Consider the following 18,498-nt stretch of genomic DNA (forward strand, 5'->3'; position numbering starts at 1 on the left):
ACAAACTGTTAGTAACTGGTTTTATTTAAAGTTTTCTGATAATCGTTTTAAAACTTTAATTGCCTTATCTGAATCATTTTTATCAATAAAGATGTGGTCGTGATAATACCCCGCAATTACATTACAACTAATATGATTTTTTGCCAATTCTGTTGAAAATATAGCGGTCAATCCAACAGCTTCAAGAGAAGAATGAATCATTAGTGTTATCCAAGAAGCAATGTAATCATAGCTATAATTTAATTCATCTGCCTTATTTTTTGCAAGTACTATAGTAATTCCTTCTTTTTCTTTGAATTCACAGATTGTAATATTCCTATCAATTTCATTTAAGTTCTGAACCGATACAAAAACATATTCTCCATCATTAAGTTTCGGTGTCATTCCCTTAATTAACTCTTTAAGATTCTTTTCTCCAGTCATTTTCTCATATGCTTTATCAATGAAGCTAGTGATACAACTGTCCACACCCCTTCTAATATAATAAAAGGAAAATAATTCATTAGTATGGACGCTAAACAAGCTAAACTAGCCCCAACTAGATTTAATAGAATAAAAGTTAAATTATTCTTATCCAATCTATCAAATATATTTAGTGCATAAGCCAGCAGTATTTGAAATACCCCTAAAAACCCTACCCTGTCTATAGCGTTCATATCTTTAACTTGTAGTCGACAATATATAAACACAATTGCGTTTATTTCTCTTTCAAATGTAACAGTTTTAAAACATATTTTCTATAAAAAGAAACAGGCTTTATAGCATTTAAACCTGTGACGTCAATAGTCTTATATAAGAATAGTTGTGTTGGTTTAGTAATAAAGTAAGTAAATGCAAATCGAATAGAAAACCTAGAAAGATTGTCCTAAGCAGGCTTGCACCAGCAAATATTTTTATATGCTATTATGTGCTCTTTTATTATTCGAATTCTTCTTCAATCATTTCTTTATTAATCACAACCCCTGAGATGTTACCTGCGTATACTGCATTTGCAACCGAACGCATAGGTGTCGTGTTGTCTCCACAAGCATATATTCCATAAACATTTGTTTTCTGAAAATCATCTACTTCAATATATCCTTGTTCAGTCATTTCGCAACCTAATTGAAAAGGAATGTCCGAATGCTGAATAAAAGGTATTTTTGAATACACTGCTTTTATTGAATGTTTTGTGCCGTTTTTAAATAATATATTTTCTAGATGACCATTCTTATGTTCGAAGCGGTCAATTTCAGTTTCAATAATCTTAATGTTATGCTTGGTTAGCTTTTTTGTCTGCTCTTCTGTTAAGGTTGATTTTCCATTAGTAAAAAGCGTTAAATCTTTAGTCCAATTATTTATCATTTTAGAGAACTCAAAACCATAGTCTCCATTTCCTAATATTCCCGTTTTCTCATTTCGCACTTCATATCCGTGGCAGTATGGGCAATGAATAATAGAAACCCCCCAACATTCTGAAAAGCCAGAAATACCAGGTAAAATATCTTTAATTCCTGTTGCAATGACGAGTTTTTTAGAAGTAAATGTTTTTTTCGATTGTGTCGTAATTTCAAATCCATTTTTTGTTTTTGTTCCAGCTATTGCAAGTCCATCATAGAAGGAAACAGTTTTGTATTTCTCTACTTGTTGTCGTGCAATAGAAGAAACTTCTTTTGGTGTTTTTCCATCATTAGTCAGGAAGTTTTGAGAATGAGGTGTTTGTCGGTTGCATGGCTTACCACTATCAATTATTAGGGTTTTTCTTAATGATCTCCCTAACGCCAATGCAGCAGAAAGTCCTGCATAACTTCCTCCTATGATTATTGCATCAAAATCTTTATTTTCTGTCATTTTATTAGATTTATTAATTGTTATTAATGAAAAAGGTAAAACCAATGTTGTCAAAATCAAACTATTTTGTTTTTTGAATTTCAATCTTGTTGTATTTTTCGATCCATATTTTAGGCAAAGTTATAAATATTTTTTATTATTGCAACAAAGTCGCATTAAATGAAAAGAAGAAATACAGAATCTACAAATGAAATATATGCATTGCTAAAAAATTCCAACTCAGCTTTAAGCCATGATATGATTCAGAAAAAAATGTCAATTAGCACAGATAGAGCTACCATTTATCGAGTTCTTAATCGTTTTTGTGAAGACAAAATTGTTCACAAAGTTATTGGAGATGATGGAAAGCAATATTTTGCTTTTTGTGTTAACTGTCAAGAGAAGAAACACAAACATAATCACTTTCATTTTAGATGTATCCTTTGTGGAAAAGTAGAGTGTCTAGAGTCTGAGATAAAAATAGCTTTACCAAAAGATTATGTTTTTAAAAATTTAAATGGTGTAATATCTGGGGTTTGTTCAAATTGCGTCTAACGTGAATTTGTGTACAAACTCACTGGTTTGCATATGGTTTGTTGCGTGTTTAAAACACCAAATTTATCAAAAAAACAGAAGTCAAATAGAAAAATCCCTGTCTGCCGACAGGCAAGCACATGGGCTTTAAGTGAGCAGGCTTTCTCTAGCAAATAATTTAATACGATGTTCTAAAACGTTATTATTTTGTCTCTATTTATAATTCTAGTTCTAACAACTTGATATAAAACCGTTTTTTTAATACTCACACAAGCATTATTATCAACTAAAAAAGCCCAAACAAATTGCTTGAGCTTCGATTATTTAACTTAAACAACCTAATCTTTTTTATCTTCTTCGCCGTCTTTGTGATCGTCTTTAACGGCCTCATCTCGATATCGACAACAAGGGTGCACAGTTGCGTAAGCCTCATCAGTTGCTTTTAGCACTTTGGTATCATGACCTACGGCTACAATACTAGCTTGTATCTCTTTTAAATCGGTTTTACGTTCATCGAAAATCAGTTTCAATTCATGAGTTTTCACATTCCATACTGCAGACTTCACTCCTTTGGTATTTAAGCTTGCTTTTTCAATACGGGTCTTACACATTAAACAAACACCGTCAACTTCCATGGAGGCTCTTGCGTTTTTGTTTTGGGCGAATGCTACTGTTGTTATTAATACGGTCAATACTACTATTAGTTTTTTCATGATTTATATTTTTTTATTTTTTGTCATTGCGAGACTTTGTAAAAGTCGTGGCAATCTTTAAAATTGAACTTTCAAATAATGAGATTACCACGTCGTTCCTCCTCGTGATGACAATTCATTTTAATTCAATAAACTCCTGCCTTACTGAAACAAGTTCAGCACAGGTCGCAGGAATTTACACTTTAAATCGCAATCCTGCGTAATACATACTCCCAAAAATGGGGCCATATACAAATGTGGTATCAAAATTCGCTCCAAAAGGGGCATCAGCTCCCAAAATGGGATTAGACTGTCTCACATTAGTTATATTTTCACCTCCTAAATATACTTCAAATTTTGGAGAAAACACTTTAGTTACTTGCACATTTAAAGTAGCAAGTGTTGGTGTTTTGTCTGGTAATTGATATGACACCGGATTTGTTACCGTTGAAGAAAAGCGTTGTTCTCCCAACCAATTAAACGTCGCATCAAATTTCCATTGTTGACCATCTTCTTGCCTACGAGTTTCATAAGAAGTATTTGCAAATAAACGGTGTGTTGGTACTAATGGTTTTGATAATTTACCCGAGTTATAATCTGTTTTAACGTCATAATATTTATAAGCCATTCGTAAATCGAAATGCTCAAATACATTATAATTAAGTTCTAGCTGAAAACTATTCGCATAACTATCACCTTCCAAATTATAGAAACTTACTTCTTGTGGGTTTTCATAATCTACCACTACCTGGTTTTTAAAATCGGTTTTATAATAGTCTAAAGTAACATCTGCCTTTCTTCCAAAAAGATTAAATCCTTGCAAATAAGACACTCCATAATTCCATGCAATCTCAGGGTCTAAACCATAAATAGCCCCTCCTAGCCTCCCCAAAGGGGAGGAACTCGTTATCTTAACCGCTCTTGAAGTTGAAAATAGTTGTTGATTTTCAGCAAAAATATTAGCGCTACGCTTTCCGCGTCCAAAAGATGCTCGTAATGCTGATTTCTCCCAAGGCGTGTAACGTGCATGCACCCGAGGTGTTACAAATGTGCCCAATAAATTATGATCATCAATACGTAGACCTGCTGTTAGATTCAACTTATCTAAATTATCATAGTTGTATTCAAAAAACGCGCCAACAGATCTTTCAGTTCTTTCATAATCTGTCGTATTGACAAGTTCATCATAATGATCGTAAGTATAACTCACTCCTGTTTTTATTTTGTGTCTGGAATCACTAATGATAGAATTATAAATAGCATTGGCATACAAGCTATTATGTGTGATATCATATTGATTCAATCCAAAATAAGAATCCTGTTTATGGCTGCTAAACGCAGTTTGAACACCCAGACTTTGATAGGGAATCTCAGGATTTACATAGCCTAATTTAGCAGATATTTCATAGCGTTTCGTGTCAATTTCACTACCCCATGCGTTAGTTGTTAACCTGTCTGTATCAGGATTAAAATCAAGTTGCCCTGTTTGCTTTTCATCATTTAAAAATTTCAGATTAATAAAACTTACAAAACCTTTTTCGGCATTGGTATACTGCCAACGGTTCATAATATTAATTTGATGATACTTGGGCATATCCATAAAACCATCATCATTAACATCATGTTCTTTATTGTGCGTATTTCCATGTAAATACAATCCAGTATGCCATTTATCACTTACCTTAGTATTTATATGCGTGTTCAACTCTAAACGTTCACTGGAAGCACCATACAGATTTACAAACAGCTTATCGTCGGTAGCTGGTTTTACCAATTCTGTGTTTATTTGACCTGCAATACTTTCGTATCCATTAACAACACTACCAGCTCCTTTTGTTATTTGAATACTCTCTACCCAGGTTCCGGGAATAAAACTCAAACCATAAGCTTGTGAAGCACCACGAATTGATGGGATGTTTTCGGTAGCGATTAAAATATACGGGCTATTGAGCCCCAGCATTTTTATTTGTCGTGTTCCAGTAACAGCATCGGCAAAATTCACATCAATAGATGGATTGGTTTCAAAACTCTCGGAGAGGTTACAACAAGCCGCTTTTAACAACTCATCGCTACTCACCGTAAATACATTTGTAGCTTGCAAATAAGACTTTGCCGTTGCTTGTTTTCTAGAGTTTATGGTAACAGCATCTAAATTATCCGTTGGCTGCAACCAATGCTTTACCATTTTAGGGGTCTTAATCGTTATGGTATCGGTTTTATACCCTACATAACTAATTAACAATTGCGTATAATCTTTTTCGTAAGGGATTGTAAACTTTCCATCTATATCTGTTACTGCTCCAACAGAAGTGTTTAACCAATATACATTGGCTCCTGGTAAACCAATGGGTTCGTTTTTTTCATTTGCTTCCAAGATGGTCCCACTAATTTTATTCTGAGACGACATTATAATTGGAAGTATTAATAATAATATATAAAATATCCTTTTCATTTAATTGTAGGTTTTAATCAGCATGATTATTGCCATAACCATCATAATGCTATTTTCAATAAACGTTGCTTTAGTCATGGGGAGTTTTAGTGCAGTTCCTAAACAAGCACATTGAATTGTTTTCTTATTTAAAAGTGTTCTGGTTACCCCTATAGTTGTTATTCCTAAAATAACCAATGTGATTATTAAAGCTATTGGGATTTGAATACGCATTAAAAATAAGATCCCCAATGCTAATTCAATAAATGGATATACCCATCTATAAATAGGCATTACTTTAGCCAGAGGGTCGTACATTTTAAAAGATTCTGGAAAGCCTTTTAAATCTAAAAGTTTAAAAAAACTAAAAACGATGTAAAAAAGTCCCATGAAATCCAGCATGAAATCTGTTCCACTCCATGGTCTATAATTTATTAACACGGATGCTATTGTAATATATCCGAAAATCAAAAAAAGAGGAAATAACTGTTTTAACTCTGATTTTTTTTCTTCTATAACATTAGAAGGTCTTTGAACCTCTTCAACTGCACTCGGAGCAGACTCGTTCTTTTCCGAAATTGAATATTTATCTGATAACGCTTTTTGTAATGTATCTATAGAAATACGGTTTGACATTTCTATAATGGCCTCTGCTTTTTCTAAATCTACAATAACATTTAAAACGCCTTTAATAGCATTAAGTTTATCTTCTACCGAAGTTCTGCAACCATTACAAGTCATCCCTGTAATTACATATGTATGTTTCATTTTGAAAATAATTTGAATTAATAAATTTTAAGAGATTCCCTTTTTCAAGGGAATGAAAAAAATCTATCTATCAAATTATAAAGACTTGGTCCAGCACTTGTATGTCAGCGACCAAATTAGGTGGAGAATAATCCTTGTGAGGAATTGTTAACTTAGGTAGCTCCTCAAAAAGACCAATATAAGCGTATGTATAAGATGCAATAATTTGTTGCTGCTCAAAATCTAAATCTTCAAATGAAGAAAATTTTAATTCATTTTGACCTTCAACAACGTCAACCACATCTTTACAACATCGTTTCTTTGTGACCTTTTCTAAAGCACACTCATAAACTTCCATAGAACACTTATCTACTTCAGAAAAAATAGAAATATCTACTAAAACATCACCGCAAAAATGTTTTTCAATAGCAAAGGATACTGTTGAAAACAGAACGAGCAATGCCAGAAGCATTGAAAAACTTTTATGTAATATTTTTTTTATCACATAACAAAAATACAAAAAATTGAAATTGAAAGTATTTTTTTATTAAATGATTAACACTAAACTTGTCTTGACTTTTTTATTTACCCCTAATTAAACAAAAAAATCATGCTTTCCTGTCTACTGGCTGGTAGGTGTTTCTGGACAAAATCTTTTATGTAATGCATCACTACAAGATAATAGCACTTATTAAACCTCAAAATGAGTTCACTTAACCTCTAAGTCTGTGATAATAAAAAGCAGGTAATAATAAGATTAAAATAATAGGTTGTATTAAAAAACGGCGTACATTAAAAAACATATAATAATCTTCCTGTCTCGGATTAACAACGAAGTATAAATAGATTAACAACAAAACAATATAAGCCAACGCATAGATGATTATTGAAAATTTAATGATGCCTTTATCTTTAAAAAACACATATAAAATACCTAATGAAATAATACTGTTTAGCAAATATCGTAATGAGGTGAAACTTACTAATTTTAAAACTTCTCGTCTTGGACTATCAATATACAGGTAGTCATTCTGAAAAAACACTAAATAAGGGTCGTAAAATAATTCATTTTCGAAAACTCGAATTAAAACCAGCAATCCGAACAATACAAATAACACTATGTATTTAATTAATTTAGACATTTTTCTTTTTTAGTTTAGAAAAACGATTCACCCAAAAAATCCACAATAAAAACATAATTCCATAAATAATTGCAGGAAAAACAACCGTATGTAATATTTCCTTATGCTCAGGATAATGGTATAACGCTATGGTTAATATGACAATACGCAGTAAATTGACCGTATAAATTAAGACACTCCCGGAAAGTATATAAAAAAATGTAGTTTTCAATTTTCCTGAAAAAGCCATAATAAATGATATGAATAAAATAACAACGCTTATAGAGTTACACCCTTCAATAACACGTGCTAAATACTCGTTATCTACAATAACTTTCATAGAGGGTTCATCTGGGTGCGGCAACACCTGAGCATGATATCCAAACGTGTTTAATAACGATTCACTTTGTTTAGCCACCAAATGTGTCATATAATCAGGATAAAATTTCGAACCTTCGGAAACATCTAAATACATCTTATACACCACAGAAAAAGATATATAAACCAATAAAAAAGTAAGGATAAACTTTATAACCGACTTGTATTTTATAAAGAGTGTTTTCATGTGTTCATAATTGTTTATTTTTATCGGTCACATGTTGCTTCCATTGTAATTCTTTAATTGGGTATCGACTGTTCGTTATGAAAGTTTCATCTAGTGGCAAAAATGGTTTTCATCGGTTATACCAATTGAATTTCAAAAAATCACTTCTGGTTTGTTAAATTAAAAATATGCAAAACTGGATATCGAAATTACATCTTTTTAAATACTTTTACCAAAACTTTTGAATTTATGATTTTTAAAGACCTAAAACCACAAGTAGAAACTATTGTTTCGCATACAGAAAAAACAGTAGATGAGCGTCTTTTAAACATTTGTGAACTACTTGAAACCCATATAGCATATTACAACTGGGTTGGTTTTTATTTTAGAAATGGTGATAAAGAAGAATTACATTTAGGCCCTTATGTGGGAGCACCTACAGACCATAAAGTGATTCCCTTTGGGAAAGGCATTTGCGGACAAGTGGCTGTTAGCAATGAAAACTTTGTAGTACCAGATGTAGCTGCACAGGATAACTATATAGCTTGTAGTATTACTGTTAAAGCTGAAATTGTTATTCCAATTTTTGTAAATGAGAAAAACATAGGTCAAATTGATATTGATTCTAATACGCCTGATCCATTTACTGAAGCTGACGAACGTTTTTTAGAGTTTGTTTGTTCTCAAGTAGCAAAATTATTTTAAGTTCAAGATTCTAAATTCTGAGTTTAAAATTCGAGAAACATGAAACTTTGAATTTCAAACTTTAAACTTTGGGCTCTTAATGTTAACAACTTCTCTTTTTAGTTGAAAAATCACTTCCTTTTTTAAAAATTCTAAGCTTATTTTTTAAAGTAAATAAGTACTTTTGCAATTATTTAAATTTTTCAGCTTAAAACCCTGATAAACAACAACAATCTCATTCCCGAAACAGGAATTAAAAACATAACACGACACTAATGAGCAACGAGAAAACCATTAAATCTGCATTAATCTCAGTATTTAGTAAAGACGGATTAGAACCTATTGTAAAAAAATTAAACGAACAAGGTGTTACCATATACTCTACTGGTGGTACTCAAAAATTTATAAACGATTTAGGTGTAGATGTGGTTCCTGTTGAAGAGATAACTTCTTATCCTTCTATTCTTGGTGGCCGTGTAAAAACGTTACACCCTAAAGTTTTTGGTGGTATTTTAAACAGACAAAATCATGACGGTGATGTCGCAGAATTAGCAGCATTTGAAATTCCTCAAATTGATGTGGTTATTGTTGATTTATATCCATTTGAAAAAACAGTGGCTTCGGGTGCTAGCGAACAAGATATTATTGAAAAAATTGATATTGGTGGCATTTCGTTAATTCGCGCTGCTGCTAAAAACTATGCGGATGTTATTTGTGTATCATCAGTAGATGATTATGCTGAATTTTTAGATCTGATTTCTGAAAATAATGGCGCTATTTCAGAAGAAAACAGAAAGCGTTTTGCAGGCAAAGCCTTTAATATATCTTCACATTACGACACGGCTATTTTTAACTATTTTAATAAAAACCATGATGAAGCTGCTTTAAAGATTAGCGAAACTAAAGGAAAAGTATTGCGCTACGGAGAAAACCCTCACCAAAGAGGTTTTTTCTTTGGAAACTTTGATGAGCTATTCACGAAACTTCATGGTAAAGAATTAAGTTATAACAACCTTTTAGATGTTGATGCTGCTGTAAATTTAATGACTGAATTTAAAAACGACGCACCAACTTTTGCCATTTTAAAACATAATAACGCTTGTGGTTTAGCACAACGCGACACACTACACCAAGCTTATATTGATGCTTTAGCAGGAGACCCTGTGTCTGCTTTTGGAGGTGTTTTAATTAGTAATACTGAAATTGATGTCGCTACAGCAGAAGAAATTCATAAGCTATTCTGTGAAGTTGTTATTGCGCCTTCTTTTTCGGCAGAAGCTCTAACAATTCTTCAAGGCAAAAAGAATCGTATTATACTAGTGCTTCACGATATAGAATTACCAAATATGAATGTTAGAAGTTGTTTAAATGGCGTGTTGCTTCAAGACAGAAACAATATTACTGATACTATTGAAGGTCTAACAAATGTTACAAACCCGACTCCTAACGATAGCGAACTGGAAGATTTAATATTTGCTTCAAAAATTTGTAAACACACAAAATCTAACACCATTGTATTAGCAAAAAACAAGCAGTTATGTGCCAGCGGTACGGGGCAAACAAGTCGCGTTGATGCTCTGGAACAAGCCATCCATAAAGCAAATTCGTTTAATTTTGACTTGAAAGGTGCTGCTATGGCGAGTGATGCTTTTTTTCCTTTCCCGGACTGTGTTGAGATTGCAAAAAATGCCGGTGTAACTGCTGTTATTCAACCAGGTGGCTCTATAAAAGATCAATTAAGCATTGATTATTGTAATGAAAATAATTTAGCCATGGTTTTCACTGGCACACGTCATTTTAAACATTAATTGGCAAAAGAAATATATTGTTTTTAGTCATCTAAAAATCAACAAAAAACGTATAATTAAATTATAGTATTTTTTAATAAAATTTGAACAGGCTTAAAACCCATATATTTATTAACTTTTATTACATTTACGGGATTCGTTTTTTAAACCACTTAAATTATTAATAGCGCATGGGCTTTTTTGACTTCCTAACCGAAGAAATTGCAATAGATTTAGGAACTGCAAACACACTTATTATTCATAACGACAAAGTAGTTGTTGATTCACCTTCCATTGTTGCACGAGATAGAATTTCTGGTAAAATTATTGCCGTTGGTAAAGAAGCCAGTTTAATGCAGGGAAAAACGCATGAAAACATAAAAACTATTCGCCCTTTAAAAGATGGTGTAATTGCAGATTTTGATGCGTCTGAACAAATGATAAGTATGTTCATTAAAAACATACCTGCTTTAAAAAAGAAGTTTTTTACACCTGCGCTTCGTATGGTTATATGTATTCCATCAGGGATTACAGAAGTAGAAATGCGTGCTGTAAAAGAAAGTGCAGAACGTGTCAATGGTAAAGAGGTCTATTTAATACATGAACCAATGGCAGCAGCTATTGGTATTGGTGTAGATATTATGCAACCTAAAGGAAATATGGTTGTGGATATAGGTGGTGGTACCACAGAAATTGCTGTTATAGCTCTTGGAGGTATCGTCTGTGACAAATCTGTTAAAATTGCAGGTGATGTTTTCACCAATGATATTGTTTACTATATGCGTACACAACACAACTTATATGTTGGAGAGCGTACTGCAGAAAAAATAAAAATACAAATAGGTGCCGCAACTGAAGATTTAGAATTGCCACCGGAAGATATGAGTGTTCAAGGACGCGATTTATTAACTGGTAAACCTAAACAAGTATCTATTTCGCATAGAGAAATTGCTAAAGCTCTGGATAAATCTATCTTAAGAATTGAGGATGCTGTTATGGAAACTTTATCTCAAACGCCTCCAGAATTAGCTGCAGACATATACAACACTGGTATTTATTTAGCCGGTGGTGGCTCGATGTTACGAGGTTTAGATAAGCGTTTATCTCAAAAAACAGACCTTCCGGTTTACATAGCCGAAGACCCACTACGTGCAGTCGTTAGAGGTACTGGTATTACACTTAAAAATTTACCTAAATACAAAAGTGTATTGATAAAATAGCATACCATGCAACAGATTATTAATTTTATAATAAGGAACAAAAACTTTTTGTTGTTCTTGTTGCTGTTTTCTATTTCAATTTTATTTACGATTCAATCGCATTCTTACCATAAGAGTAAGTTTATTAATTCAGCTAATTTTTTAACAGGAAGTATCTACAATTCTGCAAATAATATTAGTGAGTATTTTAGTTTAAAATCTCAAAACAAACTTTTATCTGAAGAAAACAAGCACTTAAAATCTCTTCTGTATAATTCGAAAAGTATTATGGAAAAAGAGCATTTAGATAGCCTTAATACACCTTACTATTTTTCCAATGCTCAGGTTATTAAAAACAATTATTCTGCAACAGATAATATAATCCTAATTAATAAAGGGGAAAACGACAGTATAAAACAAGATTTTGGTGTGGTAACAACTCAAGGTATTATAGGCATTGTTGACGAAACAAGCGGCAATTTTGCAACCGTGATATCTATTTTAAATACGACAAGTTCTATAAGTGCTCAACTAAAAAAAACAAATCACTTCGGCACCTTAGAATGGGATGCTAAAAATCCTGCTATCGTTCAACTTACAGACATCCCTAAAATAGCTAATGTTTTAGTTGGAGATACCATCGTTACTTCCGGACGTTCTTCTATATTCCCTAAAGACATAAATATAGGTCTCATCGAAAATTACAAACTTGATGCTGCCGAAAATTATTATGAGATTAATGTGAGACTTTTTAACGATATGACCGATCTGGAGCATGTTTATATCATAGAAAACACTAATAAACCTGAGATTACTAATTTACTAAATGAATAATTTACTTTCTGTAAATAGCGTCCGTTTTGTTGTATTAATATTAATACAGGCTTTATTATTTAATAACATTAACTTTTTGGGTTATATAAACCCTTATCCATACATTTTATTTATTGCTTTTTTTCCAGTAAAAAGTAACCGTGTTATGATCATTTTATCAGGCTTCCTGTTAGGGTTAATTACTGATATGTTTTTAGATTCTGGAGGCATTCATGCAGCAGCTTGTGTATTTATTGCCTATGTAAGACCTGTTATATTGAAATTTTCTTTTGGAACGATGTACGAACACCATCATATAAGATTCGGTGCTGTAGACTTTGGTTCTAAACTTACTTATATTATAGTACTTGTTATATTACACCATAGTATTTTGTTTTCATTAGAAATATTTAACTTATCGAAAATAATTTTAATACTTAAAAAAACGTTATTCTCAAGTATATTTACTATTTTATTAAGTACTATAATAACTATTATTTTTAGTCGAAATCCCAAATGAGACAACTCTTACTTTTCGTTTCTATAATACTTGTAGGTCTTTTATTTATATTCAGACTCTTTTACCTTCAGGTATATACTTCAAATGAGCATAATTTATTTGATGATAATGCTATTAGAAAAGTATATGATTATCCCAAGCGAGGGTTTATTTACGATAGAAATAACCAACTTTTAGTAGCCAATCAACCATCGTATGATGTTATGGTTATTCCACGTGAAGTAGAACCATTGGATACTCTTGAGTTTTGTTCATTATTAAAAATTGATAAAGAACAGTTTATAAAAACTTATAATAGAGCAAGACGCTACTCTCCCAGATTACCTTCCGTTTTTGTATCTCATTTATCAAAAGAAGATTATGCCGCTTTGCAGGAAAAAATGCGAAAGTTTGAAGGATTTTATATTCAAAAAAGATCACTCAGACATTACCAAACTACTATTGGTGCTAATGTTTTAGGGGATATAGGAGAGGTAAACACCAGCGATTTAAAAAAAGATTCCTATTACAGAATGGGAGATTTAAAGGGAAAACAAGGGGTTGAAGCATCTTACGAAGACATACTTCGGGGTGTAAAAGGCATTAAGTTTATCCAAAAAGATAGATTTAATAGAAATATTGGTCCCTATAAAGAAGGTACGTTTGATACCATCCCAGAACAAGGAAAAGATATTACGATTACTATTGATGCAAAACTGCAAGAATACGGCGAACTACTCATGCAAAATAAACGTGGTGGCGTTATTGCTATTGAACCAGCTTCGGGAGAAATATTAGCTATGATAGCAGCTCCGACCTACGACCCTAATCTTTTAGTAGGAAGAGAACGCTCTAAAAATTTCACTACACTTTTCAATGATTCTATAGCAAAACCTTTATTTAATAGAAGTTTACAAGGTGTTTACGAACCCGGTTCACCTTTTAAATTAATGAATGCCTTAATTGGTTTACAGGAAGGCGTTATAACGCCTCATGAAACTGTTACCTGTTATGCCGGATATAAATATGGTAATCGTTTTATGAAATGCCACTGCTATATTGGTAAGCGTAATAATTTGATTTCAGGAATACAAGAATCTTGCAATGCTTATTTTGCAACTACTTATAGAAAAATTTTAGATAAAAGCGGTAATTCTTCAACAGGCATTGACATCTGGAGCAAGCATGCTAAAAGTTTTGGTTTAGGTAATTTTTTAAACAATGATCTATATGTTGGACAAAAAGGTAGAATTCCAGACAGAAACTACTACAAACATATATATCCTAAAACTTTTTATTCAACTTACACCATATCCAATGCTATCGGACAAGGTGAAGTAGCCACCACCCCCATTCAGTTGGCCAATATGATTGCTGCCATAGCGAATAGAGGCTATTACTACACGCCACATATTATTAAATCTATTGAAGGCAAAACACTACCCGAACAGTTTACAAAAACTAGGTATACAACCATTGATAAAACCCATTTTGAACCAGTAATAGAAGGCATGCTACAAGTTTATAAAAAAGGGACTGCCGCATTTTTACAAGTAAAAGATATAGACATCTGTGGCAAAACTGGAACTGTAGAGAATTTTGCTATTATAGATAGTTTAAAAACACAACTTACAGATCATTCTATTTTCGTTGCTTTTGCGCCTAAAAATGATCCTAAAATAGCTATTGCTGTTTTTGTTGAAAATGGTTATTGGGGAAGCCGGTTCGCAGGTAAAATAGCTAGCTTAATGATTGAAAAACATATTAAAGGCGCCATTACCAGAAAAGATCTTGAAGAGTGGATTTTAAGACATAGTTTAGAAAACGAATACGCTAAACCATATTCTGGAGAACCTTTTAGAATAAATGAATATACTAAGTTACAGCTTGTTGACGACTCTGAATATAAACGACTTAAGCGGCGATTAAAAACTTCACAAAACCTATAAATGAATGGTTAGGGAAACTAACAAACATTATAAATTTGATTGGATTACCATTATCCTCTTTTTGTTACTGGTCGGATTTGGTTGGTTAAATATACTATCGGCTTCTCATACAGGAGGTGATATAGACTATTTTACTTTCTCACAACCTTATGGCAAGCAATCCATATTTATACTACTCACTTTTTGTATCATTATAGTTATTTTAGGTATTGAAGCCAAATTTTATGAGCGCTTTTCAAGTATTATATATATAGTATCTATGCTATCCCTTATTGGGCTTTTTATCTTCGGAAAAAATGTAAACGGTGCTACATCATGGTATGCCATTGGCTCTATGACACTTCAACCTAGCGAATTTGCGAAAACAGCCACTGCACTCGCTGTAGCAAAACAGATCAGTGATTTAAATACGAACATTAACAGTTTTAAAGATCAAATTCAAACCTTTATAATTATTATTATTCCGGCTCTTTTGGTTTTATTACAAAATGACACTGGCAGTACCATTGTTTATGGTGCTTTCTTTTTTGTTTTGTATAGAGAAGGATTACCAAAGTATTACCTCTCTATAGGCGTGTCCGTTATCATACTATCCGTTTTGGCTTTAAAATTTGGCCCTTTAACAACCTCAGTAATTGCTTCTATTTTTATTTTAGGTTATTATTTTTTAAACAGAAAAAAGTTTACATTATTTCAATCTTTATTTATGTTATTACTTTCCATAGGACTGTCTTATGGAATAAAATTGTTTTATGACAGCATTTTAAAACCTCACCAACAAGACAGAATAAGTTTATGGTTGCGGTTAGAAAAAGACCCTGTTAAGCTAGAAGCAATGAAAAAAACTTTTGCCTATAACTTAAACGAATCTGAAAAAGCAATTAGTTCAGGTGGTTTTAACGGCAGAGGTTTTATGGAAGGTACCAGAACGACTGGGAAGTTTGTGCCTGAACAACATACCGATTATATTTTTAGCACTGTTGGGGAAGAATGGGGATTCTTAGGCAGTTCCTTTGTGGTTATCGTGTTTATTTTACTCTTATTGCGTATTCTCCACTTAGCAGAATTACAAAAATCGCAATTTAGTAGGGTGTATGGTTATGGTGTAGCTTCTATTATATTTATTCATTTTTTAATCAATATTGGCATGGTCATGGGGTTAATTCCAACTATAGGGATTCCGCTACCTCTATTCAGTTATGGTGGATCTGGTCTTTGGGCGTTTACCATTCTAATTTTTATCTTTATTAAATTAGATTCTAACAAAATTAATGAATGGTAGTCGGTAATAGCCATTTAATACCATTACTATCATAAAATGTAGAACTCATCTTGGCTTTTTGTGTTTAACCGAAAATGAGATAAAATATGTCCAGATAAGGCGCTTTTTGAAAGGCATAGCATCGCTACAGATAATAAAAGTGACGAAATATGGTCGAATTTTAGCCATTTTTAGGAAATAGAAAAAGTCAAGACGAGTTCTTAGTATAATTATTTCGCTCTTATGAAAAACCTAATCTTTTTAGCTTTCGGACTTTTTTTAATTATAGGATGTTCTAGCACAAAAAGTGCTCTAAAAAATGATTTTTCCAAAAAAGAATCTCGTTTAATTATGAATGCAGATAGTTTATCACCTATGCGCATTTATAAAATAACTAACACAAAAGATTCCCTTTTATTAAGAACTAAAAGCGGCTATATGAAGCCCGATCCAAAAAATAAAACACTACACCTTTTTATAAAAAGACTTTATGCCACCGTGAGAGATAGTATATCTATGGGAGTTGGTATAGCAGCACCCCAAGTAGGTGTTTTAAAAAACATTATTTGGGTACAACGTTTTGATAAGGAACATTTTCCTTTTGAAGTATATCTAAATCCAAAAATTATCAAATACTCGGAAGACAAACAAACAGTTAAAGAAGGTTGTTTATCTATTCCTAACCGAACAGAAATATTAAATAGTAGAGCACAATCTATAACTATTGAATATGATACTATAAAAGGAGAACATAAAACTGAAACAGTTACAAGTTTTACATCGGTCATTTTTCAACATGAAATCGATCATTTAAATGGCATCCTATATTTAGACCATTTACAGAAAGAACTTGATAATACTAAAAAGACTAATTACTAATTACTGGTTACTGGTTACTGGTTACTTATTTCTTAATTTCCAGTTTTTCAGCAAAATAATCGCAAAAATCTTTCATGGTAGCTGTCATTTTTTCATCTTGAGTTGCTCTATTAAAAGTATCACTCATAGCGACTAATGTTTGATAAAAAAACACTTTCATTTCATCAACTGGCATATCTTTCGTCCATAAATCAATACGGAGTGTTTCTTGTGCTTTAGAATCCCAAACAGCAAGCATCATAGCTTTTGCTTCTTCATTTGTTATACCTCCATCTAACGCGGTCCAATGTAATTTCTCAGGGACTCTATTCGCATCAAGCTCAACATTCAATTCTATTTTAGAAGTTATTTTGTCTGACATTATTTACGTGGTTTAAACTTTGAATTATTAAAAATATCTTCGGTGCTTGTTATTAGCATATCTTTTAAAGTCACATCGTTTTGTTCCATATAGGCTCTTACAATTTGCCAACCTATATATTGACCTAAACGACCTGGAGAATCGGCATCAATATCTTCCAAATAAAACTTAGAAAACGGCGCAGGGTTTATAAACCTACCTAGTAATTTAGAATCTGTACTAAATAACAACTCTCTTTCTACAAGATAGCGCCAAATATAACTTTCGTTAACAACAGCCCAATCCAATTGTTCTTTTGAATACCCAATACGCGCTGCTTCATTTTTAAAAGGAACAACAGCGTCTTTAAAATAGAGCTGTTTTCCAAAATATATCATTTCGTCTAACAAAGTTTTATTTTGACCTTGATATATATATTTCTTAGCATATTCCTCGGCCAAATCAACCGTAATTTGTTCTTTCTTTAAATTTTCGCTTATATACTTTGGAATACTTCCATAAAACTCATGCCCACTTCCCAAATACGTATCTAAAGCTAATATCGCAATGGTATCTGTAATTATGACTCTATTTCTGTAATCTACATTACTTGTTGTCGTTATAACTCTTGGTGGGTAAAATTCAGGAAAATAATATTTTAAATGATTAAATAAAGATTCTATCTCCAGCTCCGTTTCATTAAAATTTTGAAATTCACTTTTAACAGCATCAAATAATTGCACCTGTAATGTATCTGTAATTTTAGCAATCCAAAACGAGTCTTTGTATTTTTCAGAAAACATAAAAGGATATGCTTTCTTTAATTTTGACAAGTTTTCTGAAGTGATATTGGCAAATAACAAATCAAAACGCTCTACCTTGATATCTATATTTAGATTAGCGATTTCATTTTCTAACGTATTCTCATTTTTACAAGAAATAGCAACCACTAAAATTATTAAACACAATAATAAATTCTTCATATAAAACTTAAAGGGTATAAACTTTTATTAATTGGGTGATTCGTTTATTTTTGTCTGCAAAGGTACTATTCTTATATCAATTTGGTTATGAAATAACACATAAGAAACGACGTTGCTTTTTTATTTTATGATGCTTCGATTGATTTTTATAGCATTATTTATACAAATCTAATAAGTAAAGAAATAAAAAATGAACAAGTTTGTTTAAGCTATTTTATAATTTAAT

20 protein-coding genes are annotated in these 18,498 nt (G+C 32.1%); 9 read left to right on the forward strand and 11 right to left on the reverse strand.

Features of this window, described 5'->3' with window-relative positions; translation table 11 throughout:
• Positions 1–21 precede the first annotated feature (21 nt).
• The 3 genes from Q4Q47_RS05145 to Q4Q47_RS05155 form a co-directional block, all read right to left on the reverse strand.
• Positions 22–423, reverse strand: coding sequence for an ACT domain-containing protein (locus Q4Q47_RS05145; RefSeq protein ID WP_303305578.1), 402 nt, complete (start codon positions 421–423; stop codon positions 22–24).
• Positions 420–656, reverse strand: a complete 237-nt coding sequence (locus Q4Q47_RS05150) for a CBU_0592 family membrane protein (protein WP_303305579.1) — start codon at positions 654–656, stop codon at positions 420–422. The genes Q4Q47_RS05145 and Q4Q47_RS05150 overlap by 4 nt, the downstream gene beginning before the upstream one ends.
• Positions 657–918: 262 nt before the next feature.
• Positions 919–1,830: an NAD(P)/FAD-dependent oxidoreductase gene (locus tag Q4Q47_RS05155; protein WP_303305580.1), complete on the reverse strand. Its 912-nt coding sequence runs from the start codon at positions 1,828–1,830 to the stop codon at positions 919–921.
• A 159-nt stretch (positions 1,831–1,989) separates the two neighbouring features.
• On the opposite strand from Q4Q47_RS05155, the gene Q4Q47_RS05160 reads away from it, so the two are divergent.
• On the forward strand, positions 1,990–2,364 hold the full coding sequence (locus Q4Q47_RS05160; protein WP_303305581.1) for a Fur family transcriptional regulator: 375 nt from the start codon (positions 1,990–1,992) through the stop codon (positions 2,362–2,364).
• Between the two features lie 317 nt (positions 2,365–2,681).
• Here Q4Q47_RS05160 and Q4Q47_RS05165 read toward each other — a convergent pair whose 3' ends face one another.
• The 6 genes from Q4Q47_RS05165 to xrtF all read right to left on the reverse strand — a co-directional run bounded on the left by Q4Q47_RS05165 (position 2,682) and on the right by xrtF (position 7,899).
• Positions 2,682–3,056 (reverse strand): heavy-metal-associated domain-containing protein, encoded by a 375-nt coding sequence (locus Q4Q47_RS05165; RefSeq protein WP_303305582.1) that lies wholly within the window; start codon positions 3,054–3,056, stop codon positions 2,682–2,684.
• A 175-nt stretch (positions 3,057–3,231) separates the two neighbouring features.
• Positions 3,232–5,487 carry a TonB-dependent receptor gene (locus Q4Q47_RS05170; RefSeq protein ID WP_303305583.1) on the reverse strand — a complete coding sequence of 752 codons (2,256 nt, stop codon included), beginning with the start codon at positions 5,485–5,487 and terminating at the stop codon, positions 3,232–3,234.
• Positions 5,488–6,234, reverse strand: a complete 747-nt coding sequence (locus Q4Q47_RS05175; protein ID WP_303305584.1) for a heavy-metal-associated domain-containing protein — start codon at positions 6,232–6,234, stop codon at positions 5,488–5,490.
• 70 nt (positions 6,235–6,304) lie between these two features.
• Positions 6,305–6,718, reverse strand: a complete 414-nt coding sequence (locus Q4Q47_RS05180; protein WP_408612109.1) for an HYC_CC_PP family protein — start codon at positions 6,716–6,718, stop codon at positions 6,305–6,307.
• 208 nt (positions 6,719–6,926) lie between these two features.
• The gene (locus Q4Q47_RS05185; protein WP_303305586.1) at positions 6,927–7,355 is read right to left on the reverse strand and encodes an exosortase F system-associated membrane protein; all 429 of its coding nucleotides are present in this window, start codon (positions 7,353–7,355) and stop codon (positions 6,927–6,929) included.
• Positions 7,348–7,899 (reverse strand): exosortase family protein XrtF, encoded by a 552-nt coding sequence (xrtF, locus tag Q4Q47_RS05190; RefSeq protein ID WP_303305587.1) that lies wholly within the window; start codon positions 7,897–7,899, stop codon positions 7,348–7,350. Before xrtF ends, Q4Q47_RS05185 begins: the two co-directional genes overlap by 8 nt.
• Positions 7,900–8,127: 228 nt before the next feature.
• Here xrtF and Q4Q47_RS05195 point away from each other — a divergent pair, with 228 nt between their 5' ends.
• The 8 genes from Q4Q47_RS05195 to def all read left to right on the forward strand — a co-directional run bounded on the left by Q4Q47_RS05195 (position 8,128) and on the right by def (position 16,949).
• Positions 8,128–8,583 carry a GAF domain-containing protein gene (locus Q4Q47_RS05195; protein ID WP_303305588.1) on the forward strand — a complete coding sequence of 152 codons (456 nt, stop codon included), beginning with the start codon at positions 8,128–8,130 and terminating at the stop codon, positions 8,581–8,583.
• 254 nt (positions 8,584–8,837) lie between these two features.
• On the forward strand, positions 8,838–10,370 hold the full coding sequence (purH, locus tag Q4Q47_RS05200) for a bifunctional phosphoribosylaminoimidazolecarboxamide formyltransferase/IMP cyclohydrolase (RefSeq protein ID WP_303305589.1): 1,533 nt from the start codon (positions 8,838–8,840) through the stop codon (positions 10,368–10,370).
• Between the two features lie 170 nt (positions 10,371–10,540).
• The gene (locus Q4Q47_RS05205) at positions 10,541–11,569 is read left to right on the forward strand and encodes a rod shape-determining protein (RefSeq protein ID WP_303305590.1); all 1,029 of its coding nucleotides are present in this window, start codon (positions 10,541–10,543) and stop codon (positions 11,567–11,569) included.
• Between the two features lie 6 nt (positions 11,570–11,575).
• Entirely contained in the window at positions 11,576–12,382 is an 807-nt protein-coding gene (gene mreC, locus Q4Q47_RS05210) for a rod shape-determining protein MreC (RefSeq protein WP_303305591.1), read from the forward strand.
• Positions 12,375–12,881: a rod shape-determining protein MreD gene (gene mreD / locus Q4Q47_RS05215; RefSeq protein ID WP_303305592.1), complete on the forward strand. Its 507-nt coding sequence runs from the start codon at positions 12,375–12,377 to the stop codon at positions 12,879–12,881. Before mreC ends, mreD begins: the two co-directional genes overlap by 8 nt.
• Complete coding sequence (mrdA, locus tag Q4Q47_RS05220; RefSeq protein WP_303305593.1) at positions 12,878–14,809, forward strand: penicillin-binding protein 2; 1,932 nt, start codon at positions 12,878–12,880, stop codon at positions 14,807–14,809. Before mreD ends, mrdA begins: the two co-directional genes overlap by 4 nt.
• 4 nt (positions 14,810–14,813) lie before the next feature.
• Positions 14,814–16,091, forward strand: coding sequence for a rod shape-determining protein RodA (gene rodA / locus Q4Q47_RS05225; RefSeq protein WP_303305594.1), 1,278 nt, complete (start codon positions 14,814–14,816; stop codon positions 16,089–16,091).
• Between the two features lie 222 nt (positions 16,092–16,313).
• Positions 16,314–16,949, forward strand: coding sequence for a peptide deformylase (gene def / locus Q4Q47_RS05230; protein WP_303305595.1), 636 nt, complete (start codon positions 16,314–16,316; stop codon positions 16,947–16,949).
• Positions 16,950–16,974: 25 nt separating this feature from the next.
• Here the strand turns inward: def and gldC are convergent, their stop codons facing one another.
• Together gldC and gldB are read right to left on the reverse strand one after the other, a co-directional pair.
• Positions 16,975–17,310: a gliding motility protein GldC gene (gldC, locus tag Q4Q47_RS05235; protein WP_303305596.1), complete on the reverse strand. Its 336-nt coding sequence runs from the start codon at positions 17,308–17,310 to the stop codon at positions 16,975–16,977.
• A complete protein-coding gene (gldB, locus tag Q4Q47_RS05240) occupies positions 17,310–18,272 on the reverse strand; it encodes a gliding motility lipoprotein GldB (RefSeq protein ID WP_303305597.1) in 963 nt (320 codons plus the stop codon). Before gldB ends, gldC begins: the two co-directional genes overlap by 1 nt.
• Between the last annotated feature and the right edge of the window lie 226 nt (positions 18,273–18,498).

Source organism: Flavivirga spongiicola (assembly GCF_030540825.1).
GTDB classification, from domain to species: domain Bacteria; phylum Bacteroidota; class Bacteroidia; order Flavobacteriales; family Flavobacteriaceae; genus Flavivirga; species Flavivirga spongiicola.

Bases quoted from the DNA above. Each gene is read 5' to 3' on its own strand.
- gldB (WP_303305597.1), bottom strand. From the start codon at position 18,272: ATGAAGAATTTATTATTGTGTTTAATAATTTTAGTGGTTGCTATTTCT.
- xrtF (WP_303305587.1), bottom strand. From the start codon at position 7,899: ATGAAAACACTCTTTATAAAATACAAGTCGGTTATAAAGTTTATCCTT.
- Q4Q47_RS05175 (WP_303305584.1), bottom strand. From the start codon at position 6,234: ATGAAACATACATATGTAATTACAGGGATGACTTGTAATGGTTGCAGA.
- def (WP_303305595.1), top strand. From the start codon at position 16,314: ATGAAAAACCTAATCTTTTTAGCTTTCGGACTTTTTTTAATTATAGGA.
- Q4Q47_RS05150 (WP_303305579.1), bottom strand. From the start codon at position 656: ATGAACGCTATAGACAGGGTAGGGTTTTTAGGGGTATTTCAAATACTG.
- Q4Q47_RS05145 (WP_303305578.1), bottom strand. From the start codon at position 423: ATGACTGGAGAAAAGAATCTTAAAGAGTTAATTAAGGGAATGACACCG.
- Q4Q47_RS05170 (WP_303305583.1), bottom strand. From the start codon at position 5,487: ATGAAAAGGATATTTTATATATTATTATTAATACTTCCAATTATAATG.
- mreD (WP_303305592.1), top strand. From the start codon at position 12,375: ATGAATAATTTACTTTCTGTAAATAGCGTCCGTTTTGTTGTATTAATA.
- Q4Q47_RS05205 (WP_303305590.1), top strand. From the start codon at position 10,541: ATGGGCTTTTTTGACTTCCTAACCGAAGAAATTGCAATAGATTTAGGA.
- Q4Q47_RS05160 (WP_303305581.1), top strand. From the start codon at position 1,990: ATGAAAAGAAGAAATACAGAATCTACAAATGAAATATATGCATTGCTA.
- Q4Q47_RS05195 (WP_303305588.1), top strand. From the start codon at position 8,128: ATGATTTTTAAAGACCTAAAACCACAAGTAGAAACTATTGTTTCGCAT.
- mreC (WP_303305591.1), top strand. From the start codon at position 11,576: ATGCAACAGATTATTAATTTTATAATAAGGAACAAAAACTTTTTGTTG.
- purH (WP_303305589.1), top strand. From the start codon at position 8,838: ATGAGCAACGAGAAAACCATTAAATCTGCATTAATCTCAGTATTTAGT.
- mrdA (WP_303305593.1), top strand. From the start codon at position 12,878: ATGAGACAACTCTTACTTTTCGTTTCTATAATACTTGTAGGTCTTTTA.
- Q4Q47_RS05185 (WP_303305586.1), bottom strand. From the start codon at position 7,355: ATGTCTAAATTAATTAAATACATAGTGTTATTTGTATTGTTCGGATTG.
- gldC (WP_303305596.1), bottom strand. From the start codon at position 17,310: ATGTCAGACAAAATAACTTCTAAAATAGAATTGAATGTTGAGCTTGAT.
- Q4Q47_RS05155 (WP_303305580.1), bottom strand. From the start codon at position 1,830: ATGACAGAAAATAAAGATTTTGATGCAATAATCATAGGAGGAAGTTAT.
- Q4Q47_RS05165 (WP_303305582.1), bottom strand. From the start codon at position 3,056: ATGAAAAAACTAATAGTAGTATTGACCGTATTAATAACAACAGTAGCA.
- rodA (WP_303305594.1), top strand. From the start codon at position 14,814: ATGGTTAGGGAAACTAACAAACATTATAAATTTGATTGGATTACCATT.